We start from the raw sequence: 24,831 nt of genomic DNA, 5'->3' as shown, positions 1-24,831 counted from the left end.
CCGAGTCTAGCGGCGAGAAAGGCCCGCCCCGGTCGCGGGGACGGGCCTTTCGGCAGGGGGCGAATGGCGGGTCAGATGCCCGCGGCGGGCCCGGAGTTGCCCATGTCGAACTTTCCGGCCCCGCGCTGCGTGGCGATCACCTCGGTCACCGTGGAACCCTCGTGGATGCGCGGGTCGCCGCCCCCGGCGTCCGGGGTGTAGCCCTTGAGCTTCGGAGAGCGGCGCGTGCGGATCTCGAGCCACTTCGCGATGCCGGAGAGGATCAGGCACATCGCGATGTAGATGCCGCCGATGATGAGCGCGGACTGCAGGATCGGGCGCCCGGGCTGCGAGCTGAGCAGCTTGGCGTAGTACAGCAGCTCCTGGTAGGTGATGAGGAAGCCGAGTGCGGTGTCCTTCATGGTCACGACCAGCTGCGCCACGATGACGGGCAGCATCGCCCGCACGGCCTGCGGCAGCAGGATGAGCATCATGACGCCGCTCTTGCGCAGACCGATCGCGAACCCGGCCTCCCTCTGCCCCTTCGGCAGCGACTCGATCCCGGCACGCAGCGCCTCGGCGAGGACCGATCCGTTGTAGACCATCAGCGCGAGCACGACCGCCCAGTACGGATCCATGTCGATGCCGAGCGTGGGCAGACCGTAGTACAGGATCATCATCATCACGAGCACCGGGACGGCGCGGAAGAACTCCGTGATGACGGTCACCGGGACCCGCACCCAGGCGTGATCAGAGAGCCGCCCGATCGCGAGCACGAACCCGAGCGCGAGGCTCAGCACCGCCGCCAGCGCGAACGCCTTCAGCGTGTTCAGGAGCATCTGCCCGATGCTGGACCACACCAGGGTGTACGTGAAGACATTCCACTTCGTGGCGCTGAACTGGTTGGTCAGGGTCAGCCGCCAGACGAGGAACGCGATGATCGCGACGACCACGACGACGGTCGCGACGGTGAGGATGTTGTTGCGACGACGGGCGCGGGGGCCGGGGACGTCGTAGAGAACGGAGCTCATCGTGCGATCCTCCAACGGTTCTCGAGCGCGCGCTGCACCCAGGTGAGGCCCAGCACGAGGACGACGAAGATGAGCGCCACCCACAGCAGCACCTCCATCGGCGTACCGGTGCGGGTGTGCGAGTTCGAGATGGTCGACTGCAGCTGCGGGAGCACGGCGATGGAGAACCCGGCCGCCACCGTGGTGTTCTTCAGCAGGGCGATGAACACGCTCATCATCGGCGGCACGACCGAGCGGAAGGCCTGCGGCAGCACGATCTGTGTCATCACCTGTCCGAACGGCAGGCCGATCGCGCGAGCCGCCTCGGCCTGCCCCACCGGAACCGTGTTGATCCCGGCGCGCAGGGTCTCGGCGACGTACGTCGCGGTGTAGGTGCCGATCGCGAGGATCCCGAGGACCACGTTGGAGAGGGTGGGCAGCGCCAGGGCGCTGTATCCGAAGACGAAGAAGAAGAACACCAGGGTGAGGGGGGTGTTCCTCACCAGGGTGACGTACACGGTGCCGACGGCCCGGGCGATGGGCACCGGCGAGACGCGCATGGCGCCGACGATGGTGCCCAGCACCAGGGCGATGACACCGCCGAAGAAGAACACCAGCAGGGTGAAGGTGATCCCTTGCCCCCACAGGTCGAGGTTGCCGCTGATGGCGTCCACGCGCCCTGCCTCTCTCAGATGGCGGTGGGGACCCGATCGGGCCCCCACCGCTTCGGGTCACTCGACCGGGTCGACGGCCGGCTGGTCGACGGTGATCCCGGACTGGCCGAGAGTCGCGTCGAAGATCGCCTGCCAGGTGTCGCCACCGTCGGTGAACAGCGTGTTGATGTGCTCCTGCAGAGCCGAGTCGCCCTTCGGGACGCCGACGCCGTAGCGCTCCTCGGTGAACAGGCCGTCGAGGACCTTCAGCTCATCGGGGTTCTGCGCCGCGTACCCGATGAGGATCGCCGCGTCGGTGGTGACCGCGTCGACCTTGCCGCTGAGCAGATCCTCGACGCACTGCGAGTAGATGTCGTACTCGGCGGTCTCGATCTGCTTGAAGTTGTCCTTGATGTTCTGGATCGGCGTCGAACCCGTCGCGGAGCAGACCGTCATCCCGTTGAAGTCGGAGACGTCCTTGACCTCGGTCATCTCGCTGTCCGCGCGGACGAGGAAGCCCTGTCCGGTGACGAAGTAGGGCCCTGCGAAGTCGATCTGCTCCTTGCGGGAGTCGGTGATCGAGTACGTGCCGACGTAGTAGTCGATGTCGCCGTTCACCAGCGCCTGCTCGCGGTTGGCCGAGGCGATCGGCTTGTAGGTGATGTCGTCCTCGGCGAAGCCGAGGGATGCGGCGATCCAGCGTGCGATCTCGATGTCGAAGCCGCTGCGCTCGCCCGTGGTGGCGTCGAGGTAGCCGAGGTTGGGCTGATCCTCCTTGACGCCGATGACCGGTCCACCGCGCTTCTGCATGGCGTCGAACGTGGGGCTGCCGTCGAGCTGGACGTCCTTGGCGACCTCGAACAGCGCCTTGTCGCCCGCTCCGTCTCCACCGTCGCCGCCACCACCCGGGTTCGAGGGGGTGCCGCTGTTGCAGGCGGTGAGCGCGAGCAGCGCCGCCGCCGCGATTCCGATTCCTGCGAGTGCTCGTGTGCGTCGCATATCCGTCTCCTTGTGTGCTGTGGTGCGGGAAGGGTCAGTGGGTGAGGAGCTTCGAGAGGAAGTCCTTGGCACGGTCGCTCCTCGGGTTCGTGAAGAACTCCTCCGGAGTGGCCTCTTCGACGATCTGGCCGTCGGCCATGAAGACCACCCGGTTCGCCGCCTTGCGGGCGAAGCCCATCTCGTGGGTCACGACGATCATCGTCATGCCGTCCTTGGCGAGCTCGACCATCACGTCGAGGACCTCGTTGATCATCTCCGGGTCGAGCGCGCTGGTCGGCTCATCGAAGAGCATCACCTTCGGGTGCATGGCCAGAGCGCGGGCGATCGCGACGCGCTGCTGCTGACCGCCGGAGAGCTGCGCGGGAAGCTTCGAGGCCTGCTGGGCGACGCCGACGCGCTCCAGGAGAGCCATCGCCTCCTTCTCGGCATCCGCCTTCTTGAGTCCTCGCACCTTGATCGGGCCGAGCGTGACGTTCTCCAGGATCGTCAGGTGCGCGAAAAGGTTGAACGACTGGAACACCATGCCGACCTCGGCACGCAGCTCGGCCAGGCCCTTGCCCTCGGCGGGGAGCGGCTTGCCGTCGATGGCGATCGTGCCGCTGGTGATCGTCTCCAGCCGGTTGATCGTGCGACACAGGGTGGACTTGCCCGATCCCGACGGGCCGATCACCACGACGACCTCGCCCTTGTCGACCGTGAGGTTGATGTCCTTCAGGGCATGGAACTCGCCGTAGTGCTTCTGAACGTTCTCGACCACCACGAGGGCGTCTCTGCTCTCTGCCATTCGTACAGACTATGAGTACACCGCCATCGGTGCGAAGAGGCGCCCGCGTGGTTACCGTTTTGTGATGCGGGATCAGCGCGCTGCGCGCTGCGCGAAGGCGCTCTCGTACAGGCAGACGCTGGCCGCGGTCGCCAGGTTGAGGGATTCCGCTCTACCGAAGATCGGCAGCCGCAGCGCGCGATCCGCGAGCGCGAGCCCATCCTCATCGAGTCCCCTGGCCTCGTTGCCGAACAGCCAGGCCGTGGGCTCGTCGAGCAGGCCGTCGGCTCGCGCCGCGAGCAGGTCGTCGCCCTTCACGTCGGCCGCGAGGATCTGGAGGCCCGCCGCGTGGGCTCGGGACGCGACGTCGGCGAGGTCTCCGCCGACAGAGATCGGCAGGTGGAAGAGCGACCCCGTGGTGGAGCGCACGACCTTGGGGTTGTAGGGGTCCACCGTGCGGCCCGTGAGCACCACGGCATCCGCTCCCGCCGCGTCGGCGGCCCGGATGATGGTGCCGAGGTTCCCGGGGTCGCGCACCTCTTCGCAGATCGCGACGAGGCGCGGCGACGCCGAGAAGATGTCGCGCACCGAGGTCGGTGTCTGCCGGGCGACGGCGACGAGCCCCTGGGGTGTGACGGTGTCGGCCATCGACGACAGCACGTCCTCGGTGACGAACTCGACCTCGATGCCGCCGTCGGCGGCGAGCTCGCGCACGTCGGCGTGCTTCTCCCACGCGGTGGGCGTGGCGAACAGCTCGACGATCGCATCCGGGAGGTAATGCAGCGCCTCGCGCACCGACTGCGGCCCCTCCAGCAGGAACAGACCGGTCTCGGTCCTGGCGCTGCGCTTGGTCAGCTTGGCGACGGCGCGGACACGGGGCGAGCGTGGGTTCTCGAGCACGCTCTCAGTCTAGGGTGGCGGGAACGACGGAACGGGCGCCTCCCCGTAGGGAGACGCCCGTTCACGATCGGATCGATCAGGCAGCCGACTTCGGAGCGTTCACGTCCGACGGAAGAGCGTTCTTCGCGACCTCGACGAGGGTGGCGAACGCGGCGGCGTCGGTCACGGCCAGCTCGGCCAGCATGCGACGGTCGACCTGCACGCCGGCGAGGCCGAGGCCCTGCATGAAGCGGTTGTAGGTGATGCCGTTCTGACGTGCGGCGGCGTTGATGCGCTGGATCCACAGGCGGCGGAAGTCGCCCTTGCGCTTGCGACGGTCACGGTACGCGTAGACGAGGGAGTGGGTGACCTGCTCCTTGGCCTTGCGGTAGAGGCGCGAACGCTGGCCACGGTAGCCCGAGGCGCGCTCGAGGATGACGCGACGCTTCTTGTGCGCGTTTACCGCGCGCTTGACTCTTGCCATTTTCCTGGATTCCTATTCGTACGTTCGGGCGACGGTCAGCCGCGGCCGAGAAGCTTGTTGGCGACCTTGGCGTCGGCCTTGGAGAGGACCTGGTCCTGGTTCAGGCGACGAGTCCGGCGGCTCGACTTGTGCTCGAGGTTGTGGCGCATGCCGGCCTGCTGCTTCTTCAGCTTTCCGCTGCCGGTGATCTTGAAGCGCTTCTTCGCACCCGAGTGGGTCTTCTGCTTCGGCATCTTCTCTTCCTTCGTGTGGCGCCCTGGCGGGCGACGGTGGGTACCCGCACAGGCGGGAGCTGGTGGGGCGGCTCAGGCCGCGGATTCGTCCGTGGACTCGGATGCTGCGCCGGTGCTGCTCTTGGCCTCGCGCGCGGCCTGCTTGTTGGCCGTGCGGACCGCGTTCTGCTCGGCCTTGGCCTCGGACTTGTTCTTCAGGGGAGCGACGACCATGACCATGTTGCGGCCGTCGATCGTGGGGTTCGACTCGACGGTTCCGAACTCTGCCACGTCCTCGGCGAACTTGCGCAGCAGACGCACGCCCTGCTCGGGACGCGACTGCTCGCGACCGCGGAACAGGATCATGGCCTTGACCTTGTCGCCCGCCTTGAGGAAGCCCTCGGCGCGCTTGAGCTTGGTCGTGTAGTCGTGCGCCTCGATCTTCAGGCGGAACCGCACCTCCTTGAGGATGGTGTTCGCCTGGTTGCGACGCGCTTCCTTCGCCTTCTGGGCAGCCTCGTACTTGAACTTGCCGTAGTCCATGATCTTGACCACGGGCGGCTTGGAATTCGGGGCGACCTCGACGAGGTCGAGATCTGCTTCCTGGGCCAGACGCAGCGCTGCCTCGATGCGGACAACACCGATCTGCTCACCCGCTGGGCCGACGAGGCGGACCTCGGGGACGCGGATGCGCTCATTGGTACGGGGATCGCTGATGCGGAGCTCCTTAGACGTGGTTTCGGCCACCGAGGAGCTGTCTGCTTCTCGGGCGAAATCGGAGTTCTCCCCACCCGCCGACGCATTCAGACGCACCGGCTTGTGACACCCTTTCCACCGGAGTCCGGCGGGGTGTGGAACCCGGTAGCCTGGAACGGCAAGCGCGGGTGGGAATGAATCCTCTTTCGTATCAGAGCATGACACTCTGAAGCCCGCAGAAGTCTACCAGAAAGCACCACGAAGTGACGATTCCGGGATCCGATGCCGCAGGCGACGAGCGCCACGAGCGCTGGGAGAAGCAGGAGGAGGCCGCCAACGCGGCCACCAGGGACATCGCGGACGTCGCCGCCGTGGAGGTGATCACCACCACCGCCGTGCATCTGATGAGCGCCGCGGCCGTCAAGGTCGGCCTGGCCGACGACCCCTCCTCGCAGCTCGACCTCGACGAGGCTCGCAAGCTGATCAACGCCCTCGCCGGCCTGATCACCGCCGGAGCGCCCGAGATCAGCGACATGCACGCCCGGTCGCTGCGCGACGGGCTGCGCTCCCTGCAGCTCGCCTTCCGCGAGGCATCGCCGATCCCCGATCCGATCGGCAAGGGTCCCGGCGAGAAGTGGACCGGCCCGGTCACCTGAGATCCACCGCTTCTTTCGCCCTCCCGCGAACTCTTCGCGCGGAGATGTGCGCTTCGCGCGGATGATTCCGCGCCATCGGTCCGCTGGAGGCGCGCAATTCCGCGGCACGTGCTCACCGAGCGGATGGCGCCCCAGCGCGCCAGGTCTCAGCCGGCGGAACGGGTCAGCTTCACCGTCAGCGAGTCGACGAGCACGGCCATCCGGTCGTCCGAGGCCCAACGCTGTGCGAGACGCGCGAGCACCGCGTCCAGCGTCTCGCGATCGAGCCCGTCGATCAGCTCGAGCGTGACGATCAGCTCGGGGCCGCGCATGCGGGCATCCGGGTCGCCCGGTGCGACCGACACGTCGATCACGGCCAGCTCGTGCGCGATGCTCTCGCGCAGCGCCGTGAAGACCTCGGGCGAGAGGAAGCTCGGCTCCCAGGGCTGGCCCTGCGCGATCGCCCACACAGCGGGCCGGCGGAACACGAACTCGGTGTCGGATGCGGGATCCAGCACGATCAGGTCGGTCTCCTCGCCGGCGGCCGACAACGCCACGTGGACGGCCTCGACCGGGATGGGACGAGCCCGGGCATCCCACCGGCGCATGGTGTCGACCGAGGAGAACGCGGGCTGGACCCGGCGCCCGTCGGGTCCAGCGACCGTGACGATCGACAGCTCCTGCGTCTTGTCGACCTTCAGGCCGGTGGGCCCTGTGCCCTCGTCGCCCTTCTCGGCGACCAACGGGATCAGCACGCGTGCGGGCCGGAACGCGTCGACGACCTCCGCCTGCGTTGCGGTGCCGGCGCGGAAGCGCAGCAGCGCGTCCAGCAGCGTGGGGTCAGCGGAGCCGTCATCCGCGGCGCGCGCGTTCGGCTCGAAGCTCCGGCCGGCCCATGGGACGCCGGCGGAGTCGGATCGATTCGCCCCGTGCTCGCAGGCGTCGTCAGAAACCGGCGACATCCAGCGCCTCGGCCAGGGTGAACTGGCCGGCGTACAGGGCCTTGCCGACGATGGCGCCCTCGACGCCGAGCGGCACCAGCTCGCGCAGCGCCGCGATGTCGTCGAGGCTCGCGACCCCGCCCGAGGCGATCACGGGCTTCGGCGTGCGCGAGGTGATCTCGCGCAGCAGATCGAGGTTGGGGCCGCGCAGCGTGCCGTCCTTCGTGACGTCCGTGACGACGTAGCGGCTGCAGCCGGCCTCCTCGAGACGCTCGAGCACCTCCCAGATGTCGCCGCCCTCTTCGGTCCACCCCCGCGCGGCGAGAGTCGTGCCGCGCACGTCGAGCCCGACGGCGACGGCCTCGCCGTAGCGGCTGATGACGTCGGCGGCCCACTCGGGGTTCTCGAGCGCGGCGGTGCCGAGGTTGATGCGGTTGGCACCGGACTCCAGCGCCGCCTCCAGGCTGGCGTCGTCGCGGATGCCCCCGGAGAGCTCGATGTTCACGCCGCGGTACTGCTTGATGACCTTGCGCAGGATGCCCGCATTGCTCCCGCGTCCGAATGCCGCGTCGAGGTCGACGAGGTGGATCCACTGGGCGCCCTGATCGACCCACTCCCCCGCGGCGTCCACCGGGTCGCCGTAGCTCGTCTCGGTGCCGGCCTCACCCTGGGTGAGACGCACCGCCTTGCCACCGGCGACGTCGACCGCCGGGAGGAGGATCAGCGAGGGGGACTGTGCGAAGTCGTTCATGACGTCCTTGGTTCGGGGGGATTCGCTTCGTGCGAACACGAGAGACGAGACTAGCCCGGGCGGATGCGCGGTTCAACACGAGCGCGTCGGGGTGACGGGCCGACCGTCCGGTCGGCGCGTCAGACGAGCGATCCGACCCAGTTGCGCAGGAGGCGGATGCCGGCTTCTCCGGACTTCTCGGGATGGAACTGGGTCGCCGACAGCGGGCCGTTCTCGACCGCGGCGAGGAAGCGCTCGCCGTGCGTGGCCCAGGTGACCGAGGGCTGCGCGAACCGGCCGGAGACCTCGAGGTCCCACGTCTTCGCCGCGTAGGAGTGCACGAAGTAGAAGCGCTCCTCCTCGACGCCCCGGAACAGCACGCTCCCCTCACCGGCCTCCACCGTGTTCCAGCCCATGTGCGGGAGCACCGGCGCATCCAGCTCGGCGACCGTGCCCGGCCACTCTCCCAGCCCCGCCACGTCCTGCCCGCGCTCGACGCCGCGTTCGAACATCACCTGCATCCCGACGCAGATCCCGAGCACGGGGCGCCCGCCCGCCAGCCGGCGGCCGATGATCTCGTCGCCGCCGTGGGCGCGCAGCGCCTCGGTGACGGCGGCGAAGGCACCGACGCCGGGGACGAACAGCCCGTCCGCCTCCTGCGCCGCCCTGCGGTCGCCGGTGAGCTCGACGTCGGCTCCCGCGGCGGCCAGGGCCTTGACCGCCGAGTGGACGTTGCCCGACTCGTAGTCGAACACCGCGACACGGGGCGTTCGGCTCACAGCGCGCCCTTCGTCGACGGGATGCCCTCGACGAGCGGATCGGACGCCTTCGCCTGTCGGAACGCGCGCGCGAACGCCTTGAACTCGGCCTCGGCTATGTGGTGCGGATCACGCCCGCCGAGCACTCGCACGTGCACGGTCAGCGCGGCGTTGAAGGCGATCGCCTCGAACACGTGCCGCACCAGGGAACCGGTGAAGTGCCCTCCGATGAGGTGGAACTCGAAGCCGGCGGGCTCGCCCTCGTGCACGAGGAACGGACGACCGGAGATGTCGACGACCGCCTGGGCGAGCGCCTCGTCCAGCGGCACCAGGGCGTCGCCGTAGCGACCGATGCCCGCCTTGTCGCCGAGCGCCTCGCGGACGGCCTGGCCGAGCACGATCGCCACGTCCTCCACGGTGTGGTGCGCGTCGATGTGCGTGTCACCGGTGGCCCGCACCGTGAGATCGGTGAGCGAGTGCTTCGCGAATGCCGTGAGGAGGTGATCGAAGAACGGGACCGAGGTGCTGATGTCGCCGCGCCCGGAGCCGTCGAGATCGATCTCGACCTCGACCGTCGACTCGGAGGTGCTGCGGGTGCGCCGCGCCGTTCGAGGGGCCTGTGTGGTGCGGGGCTCGTTCATGAAGCCGATCCTATCGAGGCGAGTGCTTCCAGGAATGCCGTGGTCTCCGCCTCGGTGCCGGCCGTGACACGCAGGTGGCCGGGGATGCCGATGTCGCGGATGAGCACCCCCCGGTCGTAGAGCGCCTGCCAGACGGCGCGAGGATCGTCGACACCGCCGAACAGCACGAAGTTCGACCACGACGGGTGCGGGATGTAGCCCAGCGCCTCGAGCGTGGCCGAGATGCGGTCGCGCTGCTCGGAGATCTCGTCGACCATCCTCAGCATGGTCGACGAGTTGCGCAGCGCCGCGGTCGCGGCCGCCTGGGTGAGAGCGCTCAGGTGGTACGGCAGACGCACGAGGCGCAGCGCGTCGATGAACGCGGGGTCGGCCGCCAGGTACCCGACACGTGCGCCGGCGAAGGCGAACGCCTTGCTCATGGTCCGGGAGACGGCGAGCCGGGGACGACCGGTCAGCAGCGACAGCGCTGAGGGCGCCTCTTTCGGCGCGAACTCGTGGTACGCCTCATCGACGATCACGATGCCACGAGCGGCCTCGTACACGGCGTCGACGACGTCCAGTCCGAGCGGTGTGCCGGTCGGATTGTTCGGCGAGCAGAGCAGCACCACGTCCGGGTCGGCGGCGCGCACCTGCGCTGCCGCGCTCCCGGCGCTGATGCGGTAGTCGTCCTCGCGCGTTCCCGTGAGCCACGTCGCCCCGGTGCCCTGGGCCAGCAGCGGATACATGGAGTAGGTGGGCGCGAACCCGAACACGGTGCGCCCGGGACCCGCGAAGGCCTGCAGGATGTGCTGCAGCACCTCGTTCGAGCCGTTGCCCGCCCAGATCCAGTCGGCCGTCAGCCCGTGTCCGAGGTACTCGGCGAACGCCTCACGGAGAACCGTGAACTCCCGATCGGGGTAGCGGTTGACGTCGCTGAGTGCGAGGGCGACGTCGTCGAGGATGTCGCCGATCACCGCATCCGGGACCGGATGGGTGTTCTCGTTCACGTTCAGCGCGACCGGCAGAGGCGCCTGCGGCGCGCCATACGGAGTGAGCCCGCGCAGATCGTCGCGGAGGGGAAGCTCGTCGAGAGAGGTCACCTTCTCCATGGTAGAGCGCCTGCGTACGGGTCCTTCCCGCATGACGCAGCGTCAGCGCGAGTACTGCACCGGGATCGCGATCTCGGCGCCCACCTGGATCGACCCGCTGCGGAGGTTGTTCAGACGCTGGATGTCGTCGATCACGTCGCGCGGGTCGACTTCCGGGGCGACCTCGGTGGCGATCGACCAGAGCGAATCGCCGGGCAGAACGGTCACCGTCTCGAACGAGATCTCGGCCACCTCGTCGCCGGATGCCAGGGCCGAGCCGCCGGCGAGAACCGAGAGGCCGATGCCGACCACGAGCGGAGCGGCCGCCACCGCGACCAGCAGCCGGCGACCGCGCGCCGTCAGGCGCAGACGCGTCCGCTGCGCCGAACGGCCGTCCGCAACCGCCGGAACGCGAAGAAGCGCGGGGGTCGGGATGCTGATGGTGCTCATGCGGTGCTCCTCTGGTCGGCCCGCCGAAAGGCGAGGGGCGGAACTGGTGCAGCTTTCGCATCCGGCATCCGGCCGGGGACGCCGGATGCGAAGCTACGTTCCGAATGTATCTTCGAACTCGAACATCTGTCAAGAACTCTTCGAAATCCACGCCCGAAAGTTCTCGACACGCTCGAACAGATCTTCCGTTCTCGGCGAAAACTCGGATACGGTTTCGATACGGACAGCCCACCACGGGCCACCGACATTCGAATCGGACGTCCGCGAGGGCGCGGATTCACGACAGGGCCGGCACGGCAGAAGGAGCACCGATGAGCGACGACCAGACCCCGGCATCCGATGCTCCGCGCACCCGTCGGCGAAAGAACCTGAGCGCCAAGCAGATGGCCATCCTGGAGGTCATCCAGACCTCGATCGCCCGGCACGGCTATCCGCCGAGCATGCGGGAGATCGGAGACGCCGTCGGACTGAAGTCGCTCTCCAGCGTCACGCATCAGCTCGGCCAGCTCGAGCTGAGCGGGTACCTGCGCCGCGACCCGGGCAAGACCCGCGCGATGGAGGTGCTGATCGACCTGCCGGGCACGAGCACCGAGAGCCCCGCCGACACCGCGCCGGCCGTCGGCGACGCCGCGCTCGTGCCCCTGGTCGGTCAGATCGCCGCCGGTATCCCCATCACCGCGGATCAGCAGGTCGAGGAGATCTTCCCGCTCCCCCGCCAGCTGGTCGGCAAGGGCGACCTGTTCATGCTGAAGGTGAGCGGTGAGTCGATGATCGACGCGGCCATCTGCGACGGCGACTGGGTCGTGGTGCGCACGCAGCACGACGCCGAGAACGGCGAGATCGTCGCGGCGATGATCGACGGCGAGGCGACGGTCAAGACGTTCCGCCGTCGCGACGGCCACACCTGGCTGCTCCCGCGCAACTCGGCGTTCGAGCCGATCCTCGGGGACGAAGCGGTCGTCCTCGGCAAGGTCGTGGCGGTGCTGCGCGCCGTCTGAGCGCGTCGGGACGGCTTCGAAACGTCCAGACCCCTCCGGGTCGCTGGATCACGGAGGGGTCTGGACGCCATGGCGGGAGCCGGCGCCTCCGGATCAGGCCGGGACGTTCACATCCTGCCGGACGCGGTGCGTGGCCTCGACGATGTTCTGCAGTGAGGCGATCGTCTCGTCGTAGCCGCGGGTCTTCAGGCCGCAGTCCGGGTTCACCCACAGCTGACGCAGCGGCAGCTCTGCCACGGCGCGGCGCAGCAGCGACTCGATCTCCGCCACGCTCGGCACGCGCGGGGAGTGGATGTCGTACACGCCCGGGCCGATACCGTGATCGAAGCCCTGAGCGGCGATGTCCGCGACGACCTCCATACGGCTGCGCGCCGCCTCGATGGAGGTGACATCGGCGTCCAGCGCGCGGATCGCGTCGATGATCACACCGAACTCCGAGTAACAGAGATGGGTGTGCACCTGCGTGGCGGCCGCCGCGCCTCCGGTCGCCAGCCGGAAGGCGCGCACCGACCAGTCCAGATAGGCGGCCTGGTCGGCCGCTTTGAGCGGCAGCAGTTCGCGCAGCGCCGGCTCGTCGACCTGGATGATCGCGATCCCCGCCCGCTCCAGATCGGAGATCTCGTCGCGCAGCGCCAGCGCCACCTGGTTCGCCGTGTCGGCGAGCGGCTGATCGTCGCGGACGAACGACCACGCCAGGATCGTGACGGGCCCGGTGAGCATCCCCTTCACCGGCTTGACGCTCAGCGACTGCGCGTACTCCGCCCACGAGACCGTGATCGGCGCCGGCCGCGACACGTCGCCCCACAGGATCGAGGGCCGCGTCGCACGCGATCCGTACGACTGCACCCAGCCGTGCTCGGTCACGGCGAAGCCGTCGAGGTGCTCGGCGAAGTACTGCACCATGTCGTTGCGCTCGGCCTCGCCATGCACCAGCACGTCGAGCCCGAGGTCCTCCTGCAGCGAGACGACGCGGTCGATCTCGGCCCGCAGGAAGCTCTCGTAGTCGTCCTGCGGAAGCTCGCCTCGGGTGAACTGCGCACGTGCCCGGCGGATGTCTCCGGTCTGCGGGAAGGAGCCGATGGTCGTCAGCGGCAGCGCGGGAAGGCTCAGCGCCTGCTGCGCGCTCTCGCGCTGCGGGTAGGGGGCACGCGAGAAGTCCTGCTCGACGAGCCGGCGCTCCCGCACCGCGCCGTCGCGGACGCCGGGCGCATCGCGGCGGTCGTCCAGCGCCGCCGTCGCGGCATCCAGCTCGGCGGCTATCCCCGCGCGGCCCTCGCCGAGTCCGCGGGCCAGGGTCACGACCTGACCCACCTTCTGGTCGGCGAAGGCCAGCCACGACACGAGGCGCCGATCCAGCTTCGCCTCGTCGTCGACGTCGTGCGGCACGTGCAGCAGCGACGTCGAGGTGGACGCCGCGACCGCCGGAGCGCCGAGGTCGCGCAGCGCCTCCAGCTCGGCGAAGGCCCCGGCGAGATCGCCGCGCCAGATGTTGTGTCCGTCGACGACGCCGCCGACCAGGGTCTTCTCTCCCAGTTCGGGCAGTTCTGCGGGCAGTGCGCCGCGCACCAGGTCGATGCCGATCGCCTCGATCGGCGCGGCGGCCAGTGCCGGCAGCGCCTCGCCGAGATCCGCGTACGGAGCAGCGACGAAGATCGCCGGGCGCTCGGTCGCGCCGCCCAGGACCGCCAGTGCGCGACGTGCGGCGTCCGCCAGGCGCACGGTGGAGGCGGGCAGCGACTCGCTGACCAGCGCCGGCTCGTCGAGCTGCACCCAGTCGGCTCCCGCCGCCTTGAGGGACGCGAGCAGCTCGACGTAGACGGCCACGAGGTCGTCGAGACGCGACAGCGGATCGAAGCCCTCCGGCGCGGCATCCGACGCCTTCGCCAGGGCCAGCAGTGTCACCGGCCCGACGATGACGGGCCGGGTGCGCAGCCCCGCCGCCGCAGCCTCTCCCACCTCGCGGGCGAGGCGATGGCTGGAGAGGGAGAAGACCGTCTCCGGCCCGATCTCGGGCACGAGGTAGTGGTAGTTGGAATCGAACCACTTGGTCATCTCCAGTGGCGCGCGATCCCCCTCGCCTCGCGCGATCGTGAAGTAGGCGGGAAGCCCGATCGTGCCGTCCGCCTCGCGGAGGTCCTCGAAGCGCGACGGGATCGCACCGACCGTGACGGCCGCGTCGAGCACCTGGTCGTAGAACGAGAACGACTCGGGGATCGACGAGTCATCGCGTCCGAGCCCGAGACCGGCGAGCCGCTCCCTGTTCTCCGCACGCAGCTCTGCGGCGGCCGTCTCGAGCGCGTTCTCGTCGATGCGACCGGCCCAGAACGCCTCGACGGCCCTCTTCAGCTCGCGGCGGCGTCCGATCCGGGGATAGCCGAGGATCGTCCCGGCGGGGAAAGCGGTCATGAGGTTCCTTTCGATGGGCGGGAGAGCTGCGGTTCGGGCACGAGGCCGGCCTGAGCGAGCACGTCCAGCACGGTCTCGTGCTGATTGAACGCGTAGAGGTGGACGCCGGGAGCGCCGCCCGCGACGACGTCTCGCGCGAGCCCGGCCGCCCATTCGACGCCGATCCGCCGGCGGCCCTCGACGGTCGGCTCGACCTCGAGCGCGATCGAGAGCTCGCCCGGAAGCTCCTCGCCGGTGAGCTCGAGGACGCGCGCCAGACGCGCGGGCGAGGTGATGGGCATGATGCCGGGAAGGATGGGGATGGTCACACCCGCCCGCCGCGCCCGTTCGACGAAGGCCAGATAGTGGTCGGGGTGGAAGAAGAGCTGGGTGATCGCGAGAGTCGCCCCGGCGGCCTCCTTGGCCAGCAGGGCGTCGACGTGCTGGCTGCTGTAGGCGGAGCGGGGATGTCCGTTGGGGAACGCCGCGACGGCGATGCTCACCTTGCGCCGAGGGGCCACCCGCACGGCTCCCGGATTGCCGGGCACCGGAGACTCCTCGTAGGGGGCGCGCTCCGCCTGGACGCGGTCGATCAGCTGGACGAGCTGCGCGGAGCTCTCCAGATCGCCGAGGAAGGGCTCGGCCTCGTCGTGCCCCGCGGGCGGGTCGCCGCGCAGGGCGAGGAAGCTGAGGATGCCCGCATCGAGGAACTCCCGGATCAGCCGTGCAGCCCCCGCGTAGGTGTTGCCCACGCAGGTGAGATGCGCCAACGGCTCCACGGCCGTGCGGTTTCGGATGTAGCGCAGCACGTCGAGAGAGCGTCCGCCTGTGGATCCGCCGGCGCCGTACGTCACGGAGAGGAAATCCGGCCCCGCAGCGGCGAGCCGGTCGATGGTGTCGTGCAGCGCGCGGGTGCTCTCGGCCGAGCGGGGCGGGTAGAGCTCGAAGGAGAAGGGCACCTGGCTCATGTCTTCTCCTCACTGACGGGCGCACGGGTGGTGTCTCAGCACGGTAGAACGCGCTCAGGGCCGGGCGCACACTGTGTGACGCCGTGTGTCGAGTGGACGCTCGATAGGCTCGCAGCATGATCGCGCCGTACGGTTCCTGGCCCTCGCCCCTCTCTGCCGCGGAGGTGTCCCGGGCGCCCGCCCGCATCGACGGAGCGTGCTTCGTCGGCGAGGAGATCTGGTGGGGCGAGTCCGTGCCGGACCAGGGCGGCCGGGTGACGGTGCGCAGCTCCACGGGTGCCGAGATCCTGCCCGAGCCCTGGAACGCGCGCTCCCGCGTGCACGAGTACGGAGGCGGAGCGTGGACGGCGGATGCCGAGGGCACGCTGTTCTTCGTGAACGCGACCGACCAGCGGGTGCACTGCATGCCGCGGGACGGCGAGCCGCGGCCGCTGACCGCGGAGGGCGCCGCCTTCGGCGGCCTGTCACTGCAGCAGGGCCGGCTGTTCGCGGTGCGCGAGGACCTGCGCGCGGAGCCGCACCTGCGCGCCATCGTGGAGATCCCGCGGGATGGCTCGGCGGCGGACGACGAGCGCGCCCTGCGCGTGCACGCTCAGGGCCCTGGCTTCTTCGCGCATCCCGCACTCTCCCCCGACGGAGAGCGGGTCGCGTTCGTGGAATGGCCTGTCGGTGCGATGCCGTGGCAGCGCGCCCACCTGCTCGTCGCCGGCCCGGAGCGGATCGTGGACGCCGGCGCCCGCACGGCGCTGCAGCCGCACTGGGCATCCGATGACGAGCTGCTGCACCTCGACGACACGAGCGGGCGGTGGAACCTGCGACGCCTGCACCTGTCCGGCGCGGAGACGGTGTCGGTCGAGGACGTCGCGCCCGCCGACGCCGATACCGGCGGCGGGCTGTGGGTGCTCGGAAACCGGTGGTACCGGATGCTCGAGAACGGACGGATCGTGGCGGTGCGCACGAACGGCGCCGACGAGATCGTGCTCATCGACCCGGCCACCGGCCAAGCGCACCCGCTCGCGGTGCCCGTCACCGGCGATGCGAGCGTCGACGACGCCGCCGGGACGCGCGTGCTGATCTCGGGCAGCGGCGCGGATGTCGACAAGGGGCTCTGGCTCGTCGACTCGGCTTCCGGCGAGGTCACGGCCGTGCGCGGCGGTGCCCCTGTCGACGCCGACTGGATCCCCCTCGCCAGGCCCGTCACGTTCGACGGCCTGCACGGGCCCGTGCACGCGTTCGACTACCCGCCCACCCACCCGGACGCCGAGGCGGGCGAGGGCGAGCTGCCGCCCTACATCGTCATGGTGCACGGCGGACCGACCTCCCACGTCTCGGGTGCGGCATCCACCGCCTACGCGTACTGGACCAGCCGCGGCATCGGCGTGCTCGACGTGAACTACGGTGGGTCGACCGGCTACGGGCGCGAGTACCGCGAGCGACTGGACGGCCGGTGGGGCATCGCCGACGTCGACGATGTGATCGCCGCGGCGCGCGGGCTCGCAGACGCCGGCCTCGCCGACCCGGACCGGATCGCGATCCGGGGCGGATCCGCCGGTGGGTGGACGGTGCTGTGCGCGCTGGTGCGCGGCGGCGCGTTCGCCGCCGGCATCTCGCGCTACGGCGTCGCCGATCTGCGGATGCTGGCGGCTGAGACGCACGACTTCGAGGCGCGCTATCTCGACGGGCTCGTGGGACCCCTGCCCGAGGCGGAGGACGTGTACCTCAAACGGTCCCCGCTCTCGCACCCCGACCGGATCGATGTCCCGGTGCTGCTGGAGCAGGGCGAGGACGACCGGGTCGTGCCGCCTTCCCAGGCCGAGGCGATCCGCGACGCCCTGACGGCCCGCGGCGTACAGCACGAATACGTGCTGTACCCGGGCGAGGGGCATGGCTTCCGCCGCGCCGAGACCATCATCTCGTCCCTGGAGACCGAGCTGGCGTTCCTCGCACGGACCTTCGGCTTCGAACCGCGGGGCTGAGCTACTCCCCCACGCGGTTGCGCAACCGCATGGCGCGCTCGGCCTCGCGAGTGTCCTGACGCTCTCGGAGCGTCTGGCGCTTGTCGTACTCGCGCTTGCCCTTCGCGAGCGCGATCTCGACCTTGGCGCGCCCGTCGGAGAAGTACAGCCGCAGCGGGATCAGCGTGTACCCACCGGCGGAGACGGCGTGCTCGAGCTTGTGGATCTCGTCACGGTGCAGCAGCAGCTTGCGGATGCGCTTGGCGGAGTGGTTGGTCCAGTGGCCCTGGGAGTACTCCGGGATGTGCACGGCGTCGAGGAACGCCTCACCGCCCTTGATGTAGGCGTAGCCGTCACTGAGGTTGGCACGCCCCTGGCGCAGCGACTTGACCTCGGTGCCGGTGAGCACGAGGCCAGCCTCATACGACTTCTCGAGGTTGTAGTCGTGACGCGCGCGACGGTTGGTCGCGACGACCTTCTCACCGCGTTCCCTGGGCATGTTCTTCTCCTGACGATGGGACAGCCCATCAGTCTATCCGGTTCGACCGGCCGATCAGGTGCGCAGCCAGCGGCGGATCGCGAAGCCGGCGGACAGCGCCGAGAGCAGCACGCCGATCCCGATGAGCACGGGCACGACGAACGCGGCGTCCTGCATTCCCACCAGGGGCCGCATGAACGGCACGCGCTCCGCGAGATACCCCTCGACGCCGAAGTGCACGCCGGCGAGCACCGCCGCACTCGCGAGAACCGAGCCGAGGAACGCGGCGAAGACGCCCTCGAGCACGAACGGTGTCTGAATCGAACTGTTCGACGCACCGACCAGACGCATGATGCCGATCTCCTTGCGCCGCGCGTACGCCGAGAGCCGGATGGTCGTCGCGATCAGCAGGACGGCCGCGATGAGCATCAGCGCGGCCACGCCGACCGCGATGTACGTCGCGACCGTGAGCGCGGAGAACAGCGGATCGAGCAGCTTGCGCTGGTCCTTCACGGCGTCGACGCCCGCCTGCCCGCCGAACGCCTCGGAGATCACCTCGGACTGCTGAGGGTCCTTCATGGTGATGCGGAAGTCGACCGAGGTGTTGTCCACTCCGATCACGCCCGCCTGCTCCTCGCCGAGCTGCGCGACGATGTCCTGGAACGCCTCCTCCTTGGTCTGGAAGCGCACCTCGCTGATCAGCGGTGCCAGCGCGTCGCCCTCGAGCGCCTGCTCGACCTCGGCGATCTGTTCCTCGGTGGCTTCGCCGCCGACGCAGGTCGGCGCGGTGGAGAGCGGAGAGCACATGTAGACCGTCACCTCGGCCTTCTCGCCCCAGTAGGCGCGCATGGTGCTGATCTGCGTCTGCATGAGGATCGCGGCGCCGACGAAGGTGAGAGACACGAACGTGACGAGCACGACCGAGATGACCATGGAGAGGTTGCGACGCAGGCCCAGCAGCGCCTCGCCGACGATGAGTCCGAAGTTCACGAGGTCGGCCCCACTTCCTCTTCGTCGTCACCGGACAGACCGAGGCGATCGGCCATGCCCAGCTCGTCGACCTGCACCTCCGGGATGACGATGGGGTTGGTGCGCGGTCCGACGGTCGACGCCGGCTCCTCCGGTGGCGTGTCGACCGGCGCGGCAGCCTGCTGCGGGGCATCCGCTTCTGCGACGGGCACGTCCGCCGTCTGCCGCTGCACCTCCTGAACGGCGGTGAGGGCCGCGGCCGCGGCCGCGCCAGGCACCGTCTCGGGCTGCAGGCGCGGGATGCCGGAGGTGTCGCCGTATCCGCCGCCCACCTCGTCGCGCACCATCAGGCCCTCCTTGAGCTCGATGACGCGGCGCTGCATCTGATCGACGAATCCGGCCTCGTGCGTGGCCATGACCACCGTGGTGCCGCCGGCGTTGATGCGCGCGAGCAGCCGCATGATGTCGACGGATGTCGCGGGGTCGAGGTTTCCGGTGGGCTCGTCGGCGAGCAGCACCTTCGGGCGGTTCACGATGGCGCGCGCGATCGCGACCCGCTGCTGCTCTCCACCGGAGAGCTCGTGCGGCATCCGCTTGGCCTTTCCGTCCAGCCCCACCAGTGCGAGCGCCTCGGGCACCGCCTGCTGGATGAACCCGCGCGAGGAGCCGATCACCTGCAGCGAGAACGCGACGTTCTGGTAGACGGTCTTGGAGGCGAGCAGGCGGAAGTCCTGGAAGACCGAGCCGATGTGGCGCCGGAAGTACGGGACCTTGCGATTGGCCAGCGAACGCAGATCGCGTCCGAGCACGGCGACACGGCCCGTGGTGGGCACGTCCTCGCGGAGGATGAGTCGCAGGCAGCTGGACTTGCCGGAGCCGGAGGCTCCGACGAGGAACACGAACTCCCCCGCCTCGACGTTGAAGTCGACGTCGGAGAGGGCTGGCCGTTTCGTGCCGCGATAGCGTTTGGTGACGTTCTCGAACCGGATCATGGCCATTCGAGCCTAAGCGCGGCCACCCGATCGGCGACCAGCGACACTCCCACCCGGCGCGTGCCGCGCTCAGGAGTGCGTGCGCGTCACCCGCTCCTGCTATACACGTATGCAGAGGGGGCGCGTTCGGCGCCGCACGGGGATATCCGCGTCCATCGCACGCGAGACCCGCACGAGGAGGAGGGTGCGATGAGCATTCCGGCTGGATGGTACGACGACGGTTCAGGGAGGCAGCGCTGGTGGGACGGCGCGCAGTGGACCGAGCACTTCGCCCCGGGGAGCGGCGAGACGCCGGCTGCGGCCGCCCCGCCGGCGGACGCGGACCCCGACGCGACGGTGCGTCGCGAAGACCTTCCGGGCTCCGCATCCGAGCCTGTCGCCGGGGCGCCTGCCGAGGCACCCGCTCCTGAGGCATCCGCTCCCTACGGCGCAGCACCGGAGTACGGTGCGACGCCGGGCTACACCGCCCCCGGCTACACCGCCCCGGCGGCCGACGGTTCGGCGAACGCGTACGGGAGTGCGCCGGCCTACGGTGGTGCGCCGGCCTACGGGAACGCGCCGGCCTACGGCGCTCCCGCGTACGGCGCGACGCCGTACCCGGGCAGTACACCCGCCGGCCCGAAGCGGCTGCCCGTCCTGGGCTTCATCGGGCTGGGCCTGGCCGTGCTCGGCACGATCCTGGCGTGCATCCCCGTGCACCCGGCGGTCATCGTCATCGGCATGGTGATCCTGTTCGCGGGCTTCGTGATCTCGATCATCTCGCTGTTCAAGGCCGGCACGGCGAAGTGGCCCGGCATCGTCGGCGCCGCCCTGGCTTTCGTCGGCGGAATCGTCGCCATCTTCACGCTGCTGGCCTCGATCGCCCTGCTCATCACCCAGCAGACAATCGACAGCCTGCCCAGCGGCTTCCCCACGACGGCAGACATCCGTCCCGAGCCGCAGGCGATCGCTGACGGCTTCATCGTGGTGATGCACGACAACGGCATCTCCGACTACGACGACCCCGACGTGGCGCTGTGCATCGGCGAGTACTTCTACGACTCCGACCTCAGCGACGTGAACCTGCTCACCATCGCGAGCGGCACCGACATCTTCGGTGCCGACGCCGCGCAGGCTCAGCAGGTCACCCAGGAGGCCATCGCGGAGTGCGCTCGCTGACGCACCTCGTGCGCGGACGACTATGGTGGGTCCGGGAGCATCGCTCCCGGACCCTCCTTCGTGCGGTGGAGAGGATCAGTCCTCGTCCTTGCGCTTGCGCCAGCGGATGCCCGCCGAGATGAAGTCGTCGAGGTCGCCGTCGAACACGCTCGCGGGGTTGCCGGACTCGTGACCGGTGCGCAGATCCTTGACCAGCTGCTGACCGTAGAGGAAGTAGGAGCGCATCTGGTCGCCCCAGCTCGCGGTGATGTTGCCGGCGAGTTCCTTCTTCTTCGCGGCCTCCTCCTCCTTCTGCAGCAGCAGCAGGCGGGTCTGCAGCACGCGCATGGCTGCGGCACGGTTCTGGATCTGCGACTTCTCGTTCTGCATCGACACGACGATGCCGGTCGGCAGGTGCGTGAGGCGCACGGCGGAGTCGGTGGTGTTGACCGACTGCCCGCCCGGACCGGAGGAGCGGAACACGTCGACGCGGATGTCGCCCTCGGGGATGTCGACCTCGGTCGCCTCCTCCATGAGCGGGATGACCTCGACCGCGGCGAAGGAGGTCTGCCGCTTGTCGGCCGAGCCGAACGGGCTGATCCGGGCGAGTCGGTGCGTGCCGGCTTCGACCGAGAGCGTGCCGAACGCGTAGGGCGCGGTGATCTCGAAGGTCGCGGACTTGATGCCCGCACCCTCGGCGTAGGAGGTGTCCATGACCTTGACGGGGTAGCCGTGCTGCTCGGCCCAGCGCAGGTACATGCGCATGAGCATCTCGGCGAAGTCGGTGGCGTCGTCGCCGCCGGCACCGGAGCGGATGGTGATGATGGCGTTGCGCTCGTCGTACTCTCCGTCGAGGAGGGTCTGCACCTCGAGCTGGTTGACCGTCTCGGTGAGAGAGGCGAGCTCCTTGCGCGCCTCGTCGGCGGAGTCGTCGTCCTGCATCTCGTTGGCGAGCTCGACGAGGACCTCCAGATCGTCGAGCCTGCGCTCGACGTCGGTGACGCGCTTGAGGTCGGCCTGCTTGTGGCTGAGCGCGCTGGTGACCTTCTGCGCCTTCTCGGGGTCGTCCCAGAGGTCTGGCACCCCGGCTTCCTCGCTGAGGCGCGCGATGTCGTGGCGCAGGGAGTTGACGTCGACGACCTCGCGGATGTCGCCGAAGGTGTGTCGCAGGGCCTGGATGTCGGCGGAGAGATCGAGTTCGAACATGGCAGTTCAGCCTATCGCGCCGCGCCGCTGTTCCGAGCGCCACGGGGATGTCGGCCGTTCTGCGGCGCGACGGAGCGGATAGCGTGGGCGTGTGAGCGACAGTGCGGGAAGTGTTCTGAAGCGGTTCGGGCCGATGGTCTATCTGCCGACCGTGCTGTTCGCGGTCGGCGAGGGCGCCGTGCTGCCGCTGATCCCCGTGCTCGCGACCGGGCTCGGAGCCGACGTGCCGATGGCGGCGCTGGTGGCGTCGGCCCTGGTGGTCGGCCAGCTGTGCGGCAACATCCCCTCGGGCCGGCTGGTGTCGAAGATCGGCGAGCGGTTCACGATGGTCTATGCCGGCCTCGCCGCGATGGTCGCCGGCTCCGGGATGCTGCTGGCGACCTCGCTGCCGCTGTTCACGGCGGCGGTGTTCCTGCTCGGCTTCTGCGCGGCCGCGTTCGGACTGGCTCGGCACGCGTTCATGACCACGCGCGTTCCGACGAGGTTCCGCGCCCGAGCGCTGTCGCTGCTGGGCGGATGCTTCCGTCTGGGCGTCTTCGTGGGTCCATTCGTCGCGGCGGCCCTCATCCGCGTGACGGGTGCGGAGCTGGCCACCGTCTGGTTCATGCTGGCGTGCGTGGCGGTGCTCGTGGTGCTGGTGCTGCTCGGACCGGATCCGGAGCGCAGCAGTCCGGCGCTGCTCAAGCCCACGGGCGCAGCGGTGGCGGAGGACACCGGCGAGGTCGTGACCGGATCGATCCCCGTCGCGGATCAGCGCGGTGTGCTGCGAACGATGTGGGCGTACCGGGGGGTGCTCTCGAGACTGGGCATCTCGGCGGCCTGCCTCTCGGCGGTGCGCTCGGCGCGTCAGGTGGTGCTGCCGCTGTGGGGAGTCTCGCTCGGTCTGGATGCCACGACGATCGCCCTGATCGTGGGCGTCTCCGGCGCGATCGACTTCGCACTGTTCTATGCGAGCGGGCAGGTGATGGACCGCTTCGGCCGCATCTGGGCGGGGATGCCCGCCCTGCTGCTGATGGGCCTCGGGTTCGTCGCGCTCTCCTTCACGCATGACCTGGATTCGGCGATGCTCTGGTACGGCGCGCTCGCGGCCGTGCTCGGTGTGGGCAACGGTCTCTCCAGCGGCATCCTGCTCACGTTCGGCGCCGATCTGGCGCCGGAGCGGGAGCCGGCGACCTTCCTCGGGTCGTGGCGGACACTGACGGATGCCGGGGGCGCGGCGGCGCCGCTGATCGTGTCCGCCGTGACCGCCGCCGTGTCGCTGTCGCTCGCGACCGGTCTGATGGGCGTGATCGCCCTGCTCGGGGCGGCCGGCTTCCTGCGGTGGACGCCGAGGTACCTGGCCCGGCACGACGAGTGATCCGCGGCTAGCGGAGCGCGGTGCGGGTGGTGGCGGTCGCCTCCAGTGACACGCCGTCGGGAACGAAGGCGGAGACGAGCGGTGGATGCCAGTCGGCGCTCACCGTGACTCTCGCCGAGACGCCGTCGGGCGTCACGGCGGAGACGAGTCGGGACTCCGGCGAGACTGCGTCGATGAGCGACGCGGCCTGGTCGTGGACCCCTTCGTCCGTGAGCTCGGCGCTCACGCTGTTCCCGTCGGCGGCGAGAGTGAACCCGTCGGCGCCGGCGAGCGCCGCCGCGTCGGCCAGGGAGTCCAGCCGCTTCTGCGCGATGTACAGGTCGGTGGCGCACACGCAGACGAGGATCACCGCGATCGCCAGCAGCGCGTACCCGAGGATCAGGGGCAGGATGCTCCCGTCGTCGTCGCGCGCGAGCGTGCGCAACGTGCCTGAACGGGTCATTCCGTCCCCCACAGCCTCGACACGCGCTGCACGGACTCCGCTTCGACGGGGATCGCCGCGATGCGGTCGAGGCCGAACAGCGGCGGCATGAGCGGAAGGCTGACACGGGTGCGGACGGTGACGATGACCGTGCTTCCCGCTGCGGGGCAGTTCGGTCCGGCGGGTCGGCAGCTGATCGCGACGTCCACGGCGTCGGCGTTCATGTCGTACTCGCGGATCACGCTGTCCAGCACGGCGTCCGCCCGGGCGGACGCTGTCGCCTCGTCCGGCGCCTGACCGATCACTCGCGCCGCATGCCTGGCTGCGGCCTCTGCTCCCAGCGTCTGCTCCTGGACCGATCCGAGCGTGAGCACGAGGTAGACGAGAGGCACGAGCAGGAGCACACCCAGGACGACGAACTCCAGCGCCGCCGAGCCGTCCTCGCTCGCGAGGTCCCGGCGGCGCTCACTCATCGAACGACTCCGCGGGCGCACGCGCCTGCACCTCCAATCCGTAGGGGATCCCGATGAGTCCGAGCACCGGCAGGGTCGTGCGCACGCGGATGAGCACGCTCTCGTGGCCCAGGGCGGCGTCCTGCCCCGCGGCGACGTCCTGTGCGTAGGCGGCGCCGACGGCCCGGGTGATCACAGCGCGCGTGCGTTCCGCCCCCTCGGCGAGGTCGGTGTCGGCGAGCGCGGCGTAGTGCGCTCCCTCGACGGCGGCGTCGTGGACGACGTTGCGGACGTAGACGGCGAGGGCGATCTGCAGCACCGCGAGCGTGAGCGCGGTCAGCAGTGCTCCGACGAGCACGAACTCGACGGGGCTCGATCCGCGCTCATCGGCGAACGCCTGCCGGCCACGCATGCGGACGCCGGTCAGATGCCCGACACGCGGCCGATGGCCTGCTCGAAGAGGTCGACGAGAGCGGGACCGGCGACGGCCCAGATCACGACGACCAGCGCGGCAGTCATGAGGGTCACGAGCACCCATCCGGGCACATCGCCGCGCTCGTCCTCGGCGAGCGCGCGCCATCTGATGTTCCGAAGTCTGCTGCTGGTCATATGTGCT

General features: G+C 69.7%; 29 protein-coding genes. 5 read left to right on the top strand and 24 right to left on the bottom strand.

All coding sequences use genetic code 11. The features are described from left to right. Positions 1-71: 71 nt before the first annotated feature. The 8 genes from ACFWHT_RS14950 to infC all read right to left on the bottom strand — a co-directional run bounded on the left by ACFWHT_RS14950 (position 72) and on the right by infC (position 5,726). Positions 72-1,010: an amino acid ABC transporter permease gene (locus ACFWHT_RS14950; RefSeq protein WP_378829973.1), complete on the bottom strand. Its 939-nt coding sequence runs from the start codon at positions 1,008-1,010 to the stop codon at positions 72-74. Next, positions 1,007-1,663, bottom strand: coding sequence for an amino acid ABC transporter permease (locus ACFWHT_RS14945; protein WP_378829970.1), 657 nt, complete (start codon positions 1,661-1,663; stop codon positions 1,007-1,009). Before ACFWHT_RS14945 ends, ACFWHT_RS14950 begins: the two co-directional genes overlap by 4 nt. Positions 1,664-1,720: 57 nt before the next feature. Beyond that, positions 1,721-2,641, bottom strand: a complete 921-nt coding sequence (locus tag ACFWHT_RS14940; RefSeq protein ID WP_378829968.1) for a glutamate ABC transporter substrate-binding protein — start codon at positions 2,639-2,641, stop codon at positions 1,721-1,723. Between the two features lie 34 nt (positions 2,642-2,675). Then, positions 2,676-3,425, bottom strand: coding sequence for an amino acid ABC transporter ATP-binding protein (locus ACFWHT_RS14935; RefSeq protein ID WP_378829965.1), 750 nt, complete (start codon positions 3,423-3,425; stop codon positions 2,676-2,678). Positions 3,426-3,497: 72 nt separating this feature from the next. Next, positions 3,498-4,304: a TrmH family RNA methyltransferase gene (locus ACFWHT_RS14930; RefSeq protein ID WP_378829963.1), complete on the bottom strand. Its 807-nt coding sequence runs from the start codon at positions 4,302-4,304 to the stop codon at positions 3,498-3,500. Between the two features lie 76 nt (positions 4,305-4,380). Continuing rightward, a complete protein-coding gene (gene rplT, locus ACFWHT_RS14925) occupies positions 4,381-4,767 on the bottom strand; it encodes a 50S ribosomal protein L20 (protein ID WP_378829962.1) in 387 nt (128 codons plus the stop codon). 35 nt (positions 4,768-4,802) lie between these two features. Beyond that, complete coding sequence (gene rpmI / locus ACFWHT_RS14920) at positions 4,803-5,000, bottom strand: 50S ribosomal protein L35 (RefSeq protein WP_378829960.1); 198 nt, start codon at positions 4,998-5,000, stop codon at positions 4,803-4,805. A gap of 72 nt (positions 5,001-5,072) precedes the next feature. Further along, complete coding sequence (gene infC, locus ACFWHT_RS14915) at positions 5,073-5,726, bottom strand: translation initiation factor IF-3 (protein ID WP_378829957.1); 654 nt, start codon at positions 5,724-5,726, stop codon at positions 5,073-5,075. Positions 5,727-5,938: 212 nt separating this feature from the next. Here infC and ACFWHT_RS14910 point away from each other — a divergent pair, with 212 nt between their 5' ends. Continuing rightward, positions 5,939-6,331 (top strand): DUF1844 domain-containing protein, encoded by a 393-nt coding sequence (locus tag ACFWHT_RS14910; RefSeq protein WP_378829955.1) that lies wholly within the window; start codon positions 5,939-5,941, stop codon positions 6,329-6,331. Positions 6,332-6,477: 146 nt separating this feature from the next. Here ACFWHT_RS14910 and ACFWHT_RS14905 read toward each other — a convergent pair whose 3' ends face one another. From ACFWHT_RS14905 to ACFWHT_RS14880, 6 genes are all read right to left on the bottom strand, one after another. Then, on the bottom strand, positions 6,478-7,272 hold the full coding sequence (locus tag ACFWHT_RS14905; RefSeq protein ID WP_378829953.1) for an SseB family protein: 795 nt from the start codon (positions 7,270-7,272) through the stop codon (positions 6,478-6,480). Beyond that, complete coding sequence (priA, locus tag ACFWHT_RS14900) at positions 7,256-8,002, bottom strand: bifunctional 1-(5-phosphoribosyl)-5-((5-phosphoribosylamino)methylideneamino)imidazole-4-carboxamide isomerase/phosphoribosylanthranilate isomerase PriA (protein ID WP_378829950.1); 747 nt, start codon at positions 8,000-8,002, stop codon at positions 7,256-7,258. The genes ACFWHT_RS14905 and priA overlap by 17 nt, the downstream gene beginning before the upstream one ends. Positions 8,003-8,121: 119 nt before the next feature. Further along, on the bottom strand, positions 8,122-8,760 hold the full coding sequence (gene hisH / locus ACFWHT_RS14895) for an imidazole glycerol phosphate synthase subunit HisH (protein ID WP_378829948.1): 639 nt from the start codon (positions 8,758-8,760) through the stop codon (positions 8,122-8,124). Beyond that, positions 8,757-9,380 (bottom strand): imidazoleglycerol-phosphate dehydratase HisB, encoded by a 624-nt coding sequence (gene hisB / locus ACFWHT_RS14890; RefSeq protein ID WP_378829946.1) that lies wholly within the window; start codon positions 9,378-9,380, stop codon positions 8,757-8,759. Before hisB ends, hisH begins: the two co-directional genes overlap by 4 nt. Beyond that, positions 9,377-10,468, bottom strand: a complete 1,092-nt coding sequence (locus tag ACFWHT_RS14885; RefSeq protein WP_378829943.1) for a histidinol-phosphate transaminase — start codon at positions 10,466-10,468, stop codon at positions 9,377-9,379. The genes hisB and ACFWHT_RS14885 overlap by 4 nt, the downstream gene beginning before the upstream one ends. A gap of 42 nt (positions 10,469-10,510) precedes the next feature. After that, on the bottom strand, positions 10,511-10,897 hold the full coding sequence (locus ACFWHT_RS14880; protein WP_378829941.1) for a LysM peptidoglycan-binding domain-containing protein: 387 nt from the start codon (positions 10,895-10,897) through the stop codon (positions 10,511-10,513). Between the two features lie 311 nt (positions 10,898-11,208). On the opposite strand from ACFWHT_RS14880, the gene lexA reads away from it, so the two are divergent. Further along, positions 11,209-11,895: a transcriptional repressor LexA gene (lexA, locus tag ACFWHT_RS14875; protein WP_378829940.1), complete on the top strand. Its 687-nt coding sequence runs from the start codon at positions 11,209-11,211 to the stop codon at positions 11,893-11,895. A 93-nt stretch (positions 11,896-11,988) separates the two neighbouring features. Here the strand turns inward: lexA and metE are convergent, their stop codons facing one another. Then, the gene (metE, locus tag ACFWHT_RS14870) at positions 11,989-14,301 is read right to left on the bottom strand and encodes a 5-methyltetrahydropteroyltriglutamate--homocysteine S-methyltransferase (RefSeq protein WP_378829937.1); all 2,313 of its coding nucleotides are present in this window, start codon (positions 14,299-14,301) and stop codon (positions 11,989-11,991) included. Then, on the bottom strand, positions 14,298-15,248 hold the full coding sequence (locus ACFWHT_RS14865; protein WP_378829935.1) for a methylenetetrahydrofolate reductase: 951 nt from the start codon (positions 15,246-15,248) through the stop codon (positions 14,298-14,300). Before ACFWHT_RS14865 ends, metE begins: the two co-directional genes overlap by 4 nt. Before the next feature lie 116 nt (positions 15,249-15,364). On the opposite strand from ACFWHT_RS14865, the gene ACFWHT_RS14860 reads away from it, so the two are divergent. Continuing rightward, positions 15,365-17,224 (top strand): prolyl oligopeptidase family serine peptidase, encoded by a 1,860-nt coding sequence (locus ACFWHT_RS14860; protein ID WP_378829933.1) that lies wholly within the window; start codon positions 15,365-15,367, stop codon positions 17,222-17,224. A 1-nt stretch (position 17,225) separates the two neighbouring features. On the opposite strand, the gene smpB is transcribed toward ACFWHT_RS14860, so the two are convergent. The 3 genes from smpB to ftsE are packed head-to-tail and all read right to left on the bottom strand — an operon-like array spanning position 17,226 to position 19,642. Then, entirely contained in the window at positions 17,226-17,702 is a 477-nt protein-coding gene (gene smpB, locus ACFWHT_RS14855) for an SsrA-binding protein SmpB (RefSeq protein WP_378829931.1), read from the bottom strand. Positions 17,703-17,756: 54 nt separating this feature from the next. Next, positions 17,757-18,671 (bottom strand): permease-like cell division protein FtsX, encoded by a 915-nt coding sequence (ftsX, locus tag ACFWHT_RS14850; RefSeq protein ID WP_378829929.1) that lies wholly within the window; start codon positions 18,669-18,671, stop codon positions 17,757-17,759. Further along, positions 18,668-19,642 carry a cell division ATP-binding protein FtsE gene (gene ftsE, locus ACFWHT_RS14845; protein WP_378829926.1) on the bottom strand — a complete coding sequence of 325 codons (975 nt, stop codon included), beginning with the start codon at positions 19,640-19,642 and terminating at the stop codon, positions 18,668-18,670. The genes ftsX and ftsE overlap by 4 nt, the downstream gene beginning before the upstream one ends. 189 nt (positions 19,643-19,831) lie before the next feature. Here ftsE and ACFWHT_RS14840 point away from each other — a divergent pair, with 189 nt between their 5' ends. Further along, positions 19,832-20,800 (top strand): DUF2510 domain-containing protein, encoded by a 969-nt coding sequence (locus tag ACFWHT_RS14840; protein ID WP_378829924.1) that lies wholly within the window; start codon positions 19,832-19,834, stop codon positions 20,798-20,800. Between the two features lie 75 nt (positions 20,801-20,875). On the opposite strand, the gene prfB is transcribed toward ACFWHT_RS14840, so the two are convergent. Then, positions 20,876-21,985, bottom strand: coding sequence for a peptide chain release factor 2 (gene prfB, locus ACFWHT_RS14835; RefSeq protein WP_378829923.1), 1,110 nt, complete (start codon positions 21,983-21,985; stop codon positions 20,876-20,878). Positions 21,986-22,118: 133 nt separating this feature from the next. Between prfB and ACFWHT_RS14830 the strand changes: the two genes are divergently transcribed. After that, complete coding sequence (locus tag ACFWHT_RS14830; RefSeq protein ID WP_378830022.1) at positions 22,119-23,342, top strand: MFS transporter; 1,224 nt, start codon at positions 22,119-22,121, stop codon at positions 23,340-23,342. A gap of 7 nt (positions 23,343-23,349) precedes the next feature. Here the strand turns inward: ACFWHT_RS14830 and ACFWHT_RS14825 are convergent, their stop codons facing one another. Genes ACFWHT_RS14825 through ACFWHT_RS14810 form a run of 4 tightly spaced genes read right to left on the bottom strand, consistent with a single transcriptional unit; the run spans position 23,350 to position 24,824 of the window. Then, complete coding sequence (locus tag ACFWHT_RS14825; protein ID WP_378829921.1) at positions 23,350-23,784, bottom strand: pilus assembly protein TadG-related protein; 435 nt, start codon at positions 23,782-23,784, stop codon at positions 23,350-23,352. Continuing rightward, positions 23,781-24,236, bottom strand: coding sequence for a TadE family protein (locus ACFWHT_RS14820; RefSeq protein WP_378829920.1), 456 nt, complete (start codon positions 24,234-24,236; stop codon positions 23,781-23,783). Before ACFWHT_RS14820 ends, ACFWHT_RS14825 begins: the two co-directional genes overlap by 4 nt. Continuing rightward, a complete protein-coding gene (locus ACFWHT_RS14815) occupies positions 24,229-24,627 on the bottom strand; it encodes a TadE/TadG family type IV pilus assembly protein (RefSeq protein WP_378829918.1) in 399 nt (132 codons plus the stop codon). Before ACFWHT_RS14815 ends, ACFWHT_RS14820 begins: the two co-directional genes overlap by 8 nt. Positions 24,628-24,638: 11 nt before the next feature. Then, positions 24,639-24,824 (bottom strand): hypothetical protein, encoded by a 186-nt coding sequence (locus ACFWHT_RS14810; RefSeq protein ID WP_378829917.1) that lies wholly within the window; start codon positions 24,822-24,824, stop codon positions 24,639-24,641. Between the last annotated feature and the right edge of the window lie 7 nt (positions 24,825-24,831).

Origin of the sequence: Microbacterium sp. NPDC058342, from assembly GCF_042723935.1 — a bacterium.
In the GTDB taxonomy this organism is placed as follows: domain Bacteria; phylum Actinomycetota; class Actinomycetes; order Actinomycetales; family Microbacteriaceae; genus Microbacterium.
Note: the sequence above shows the minus strand (reverse complement) of the source record. Positions and strands in the feature narration are given on the sequence as shown.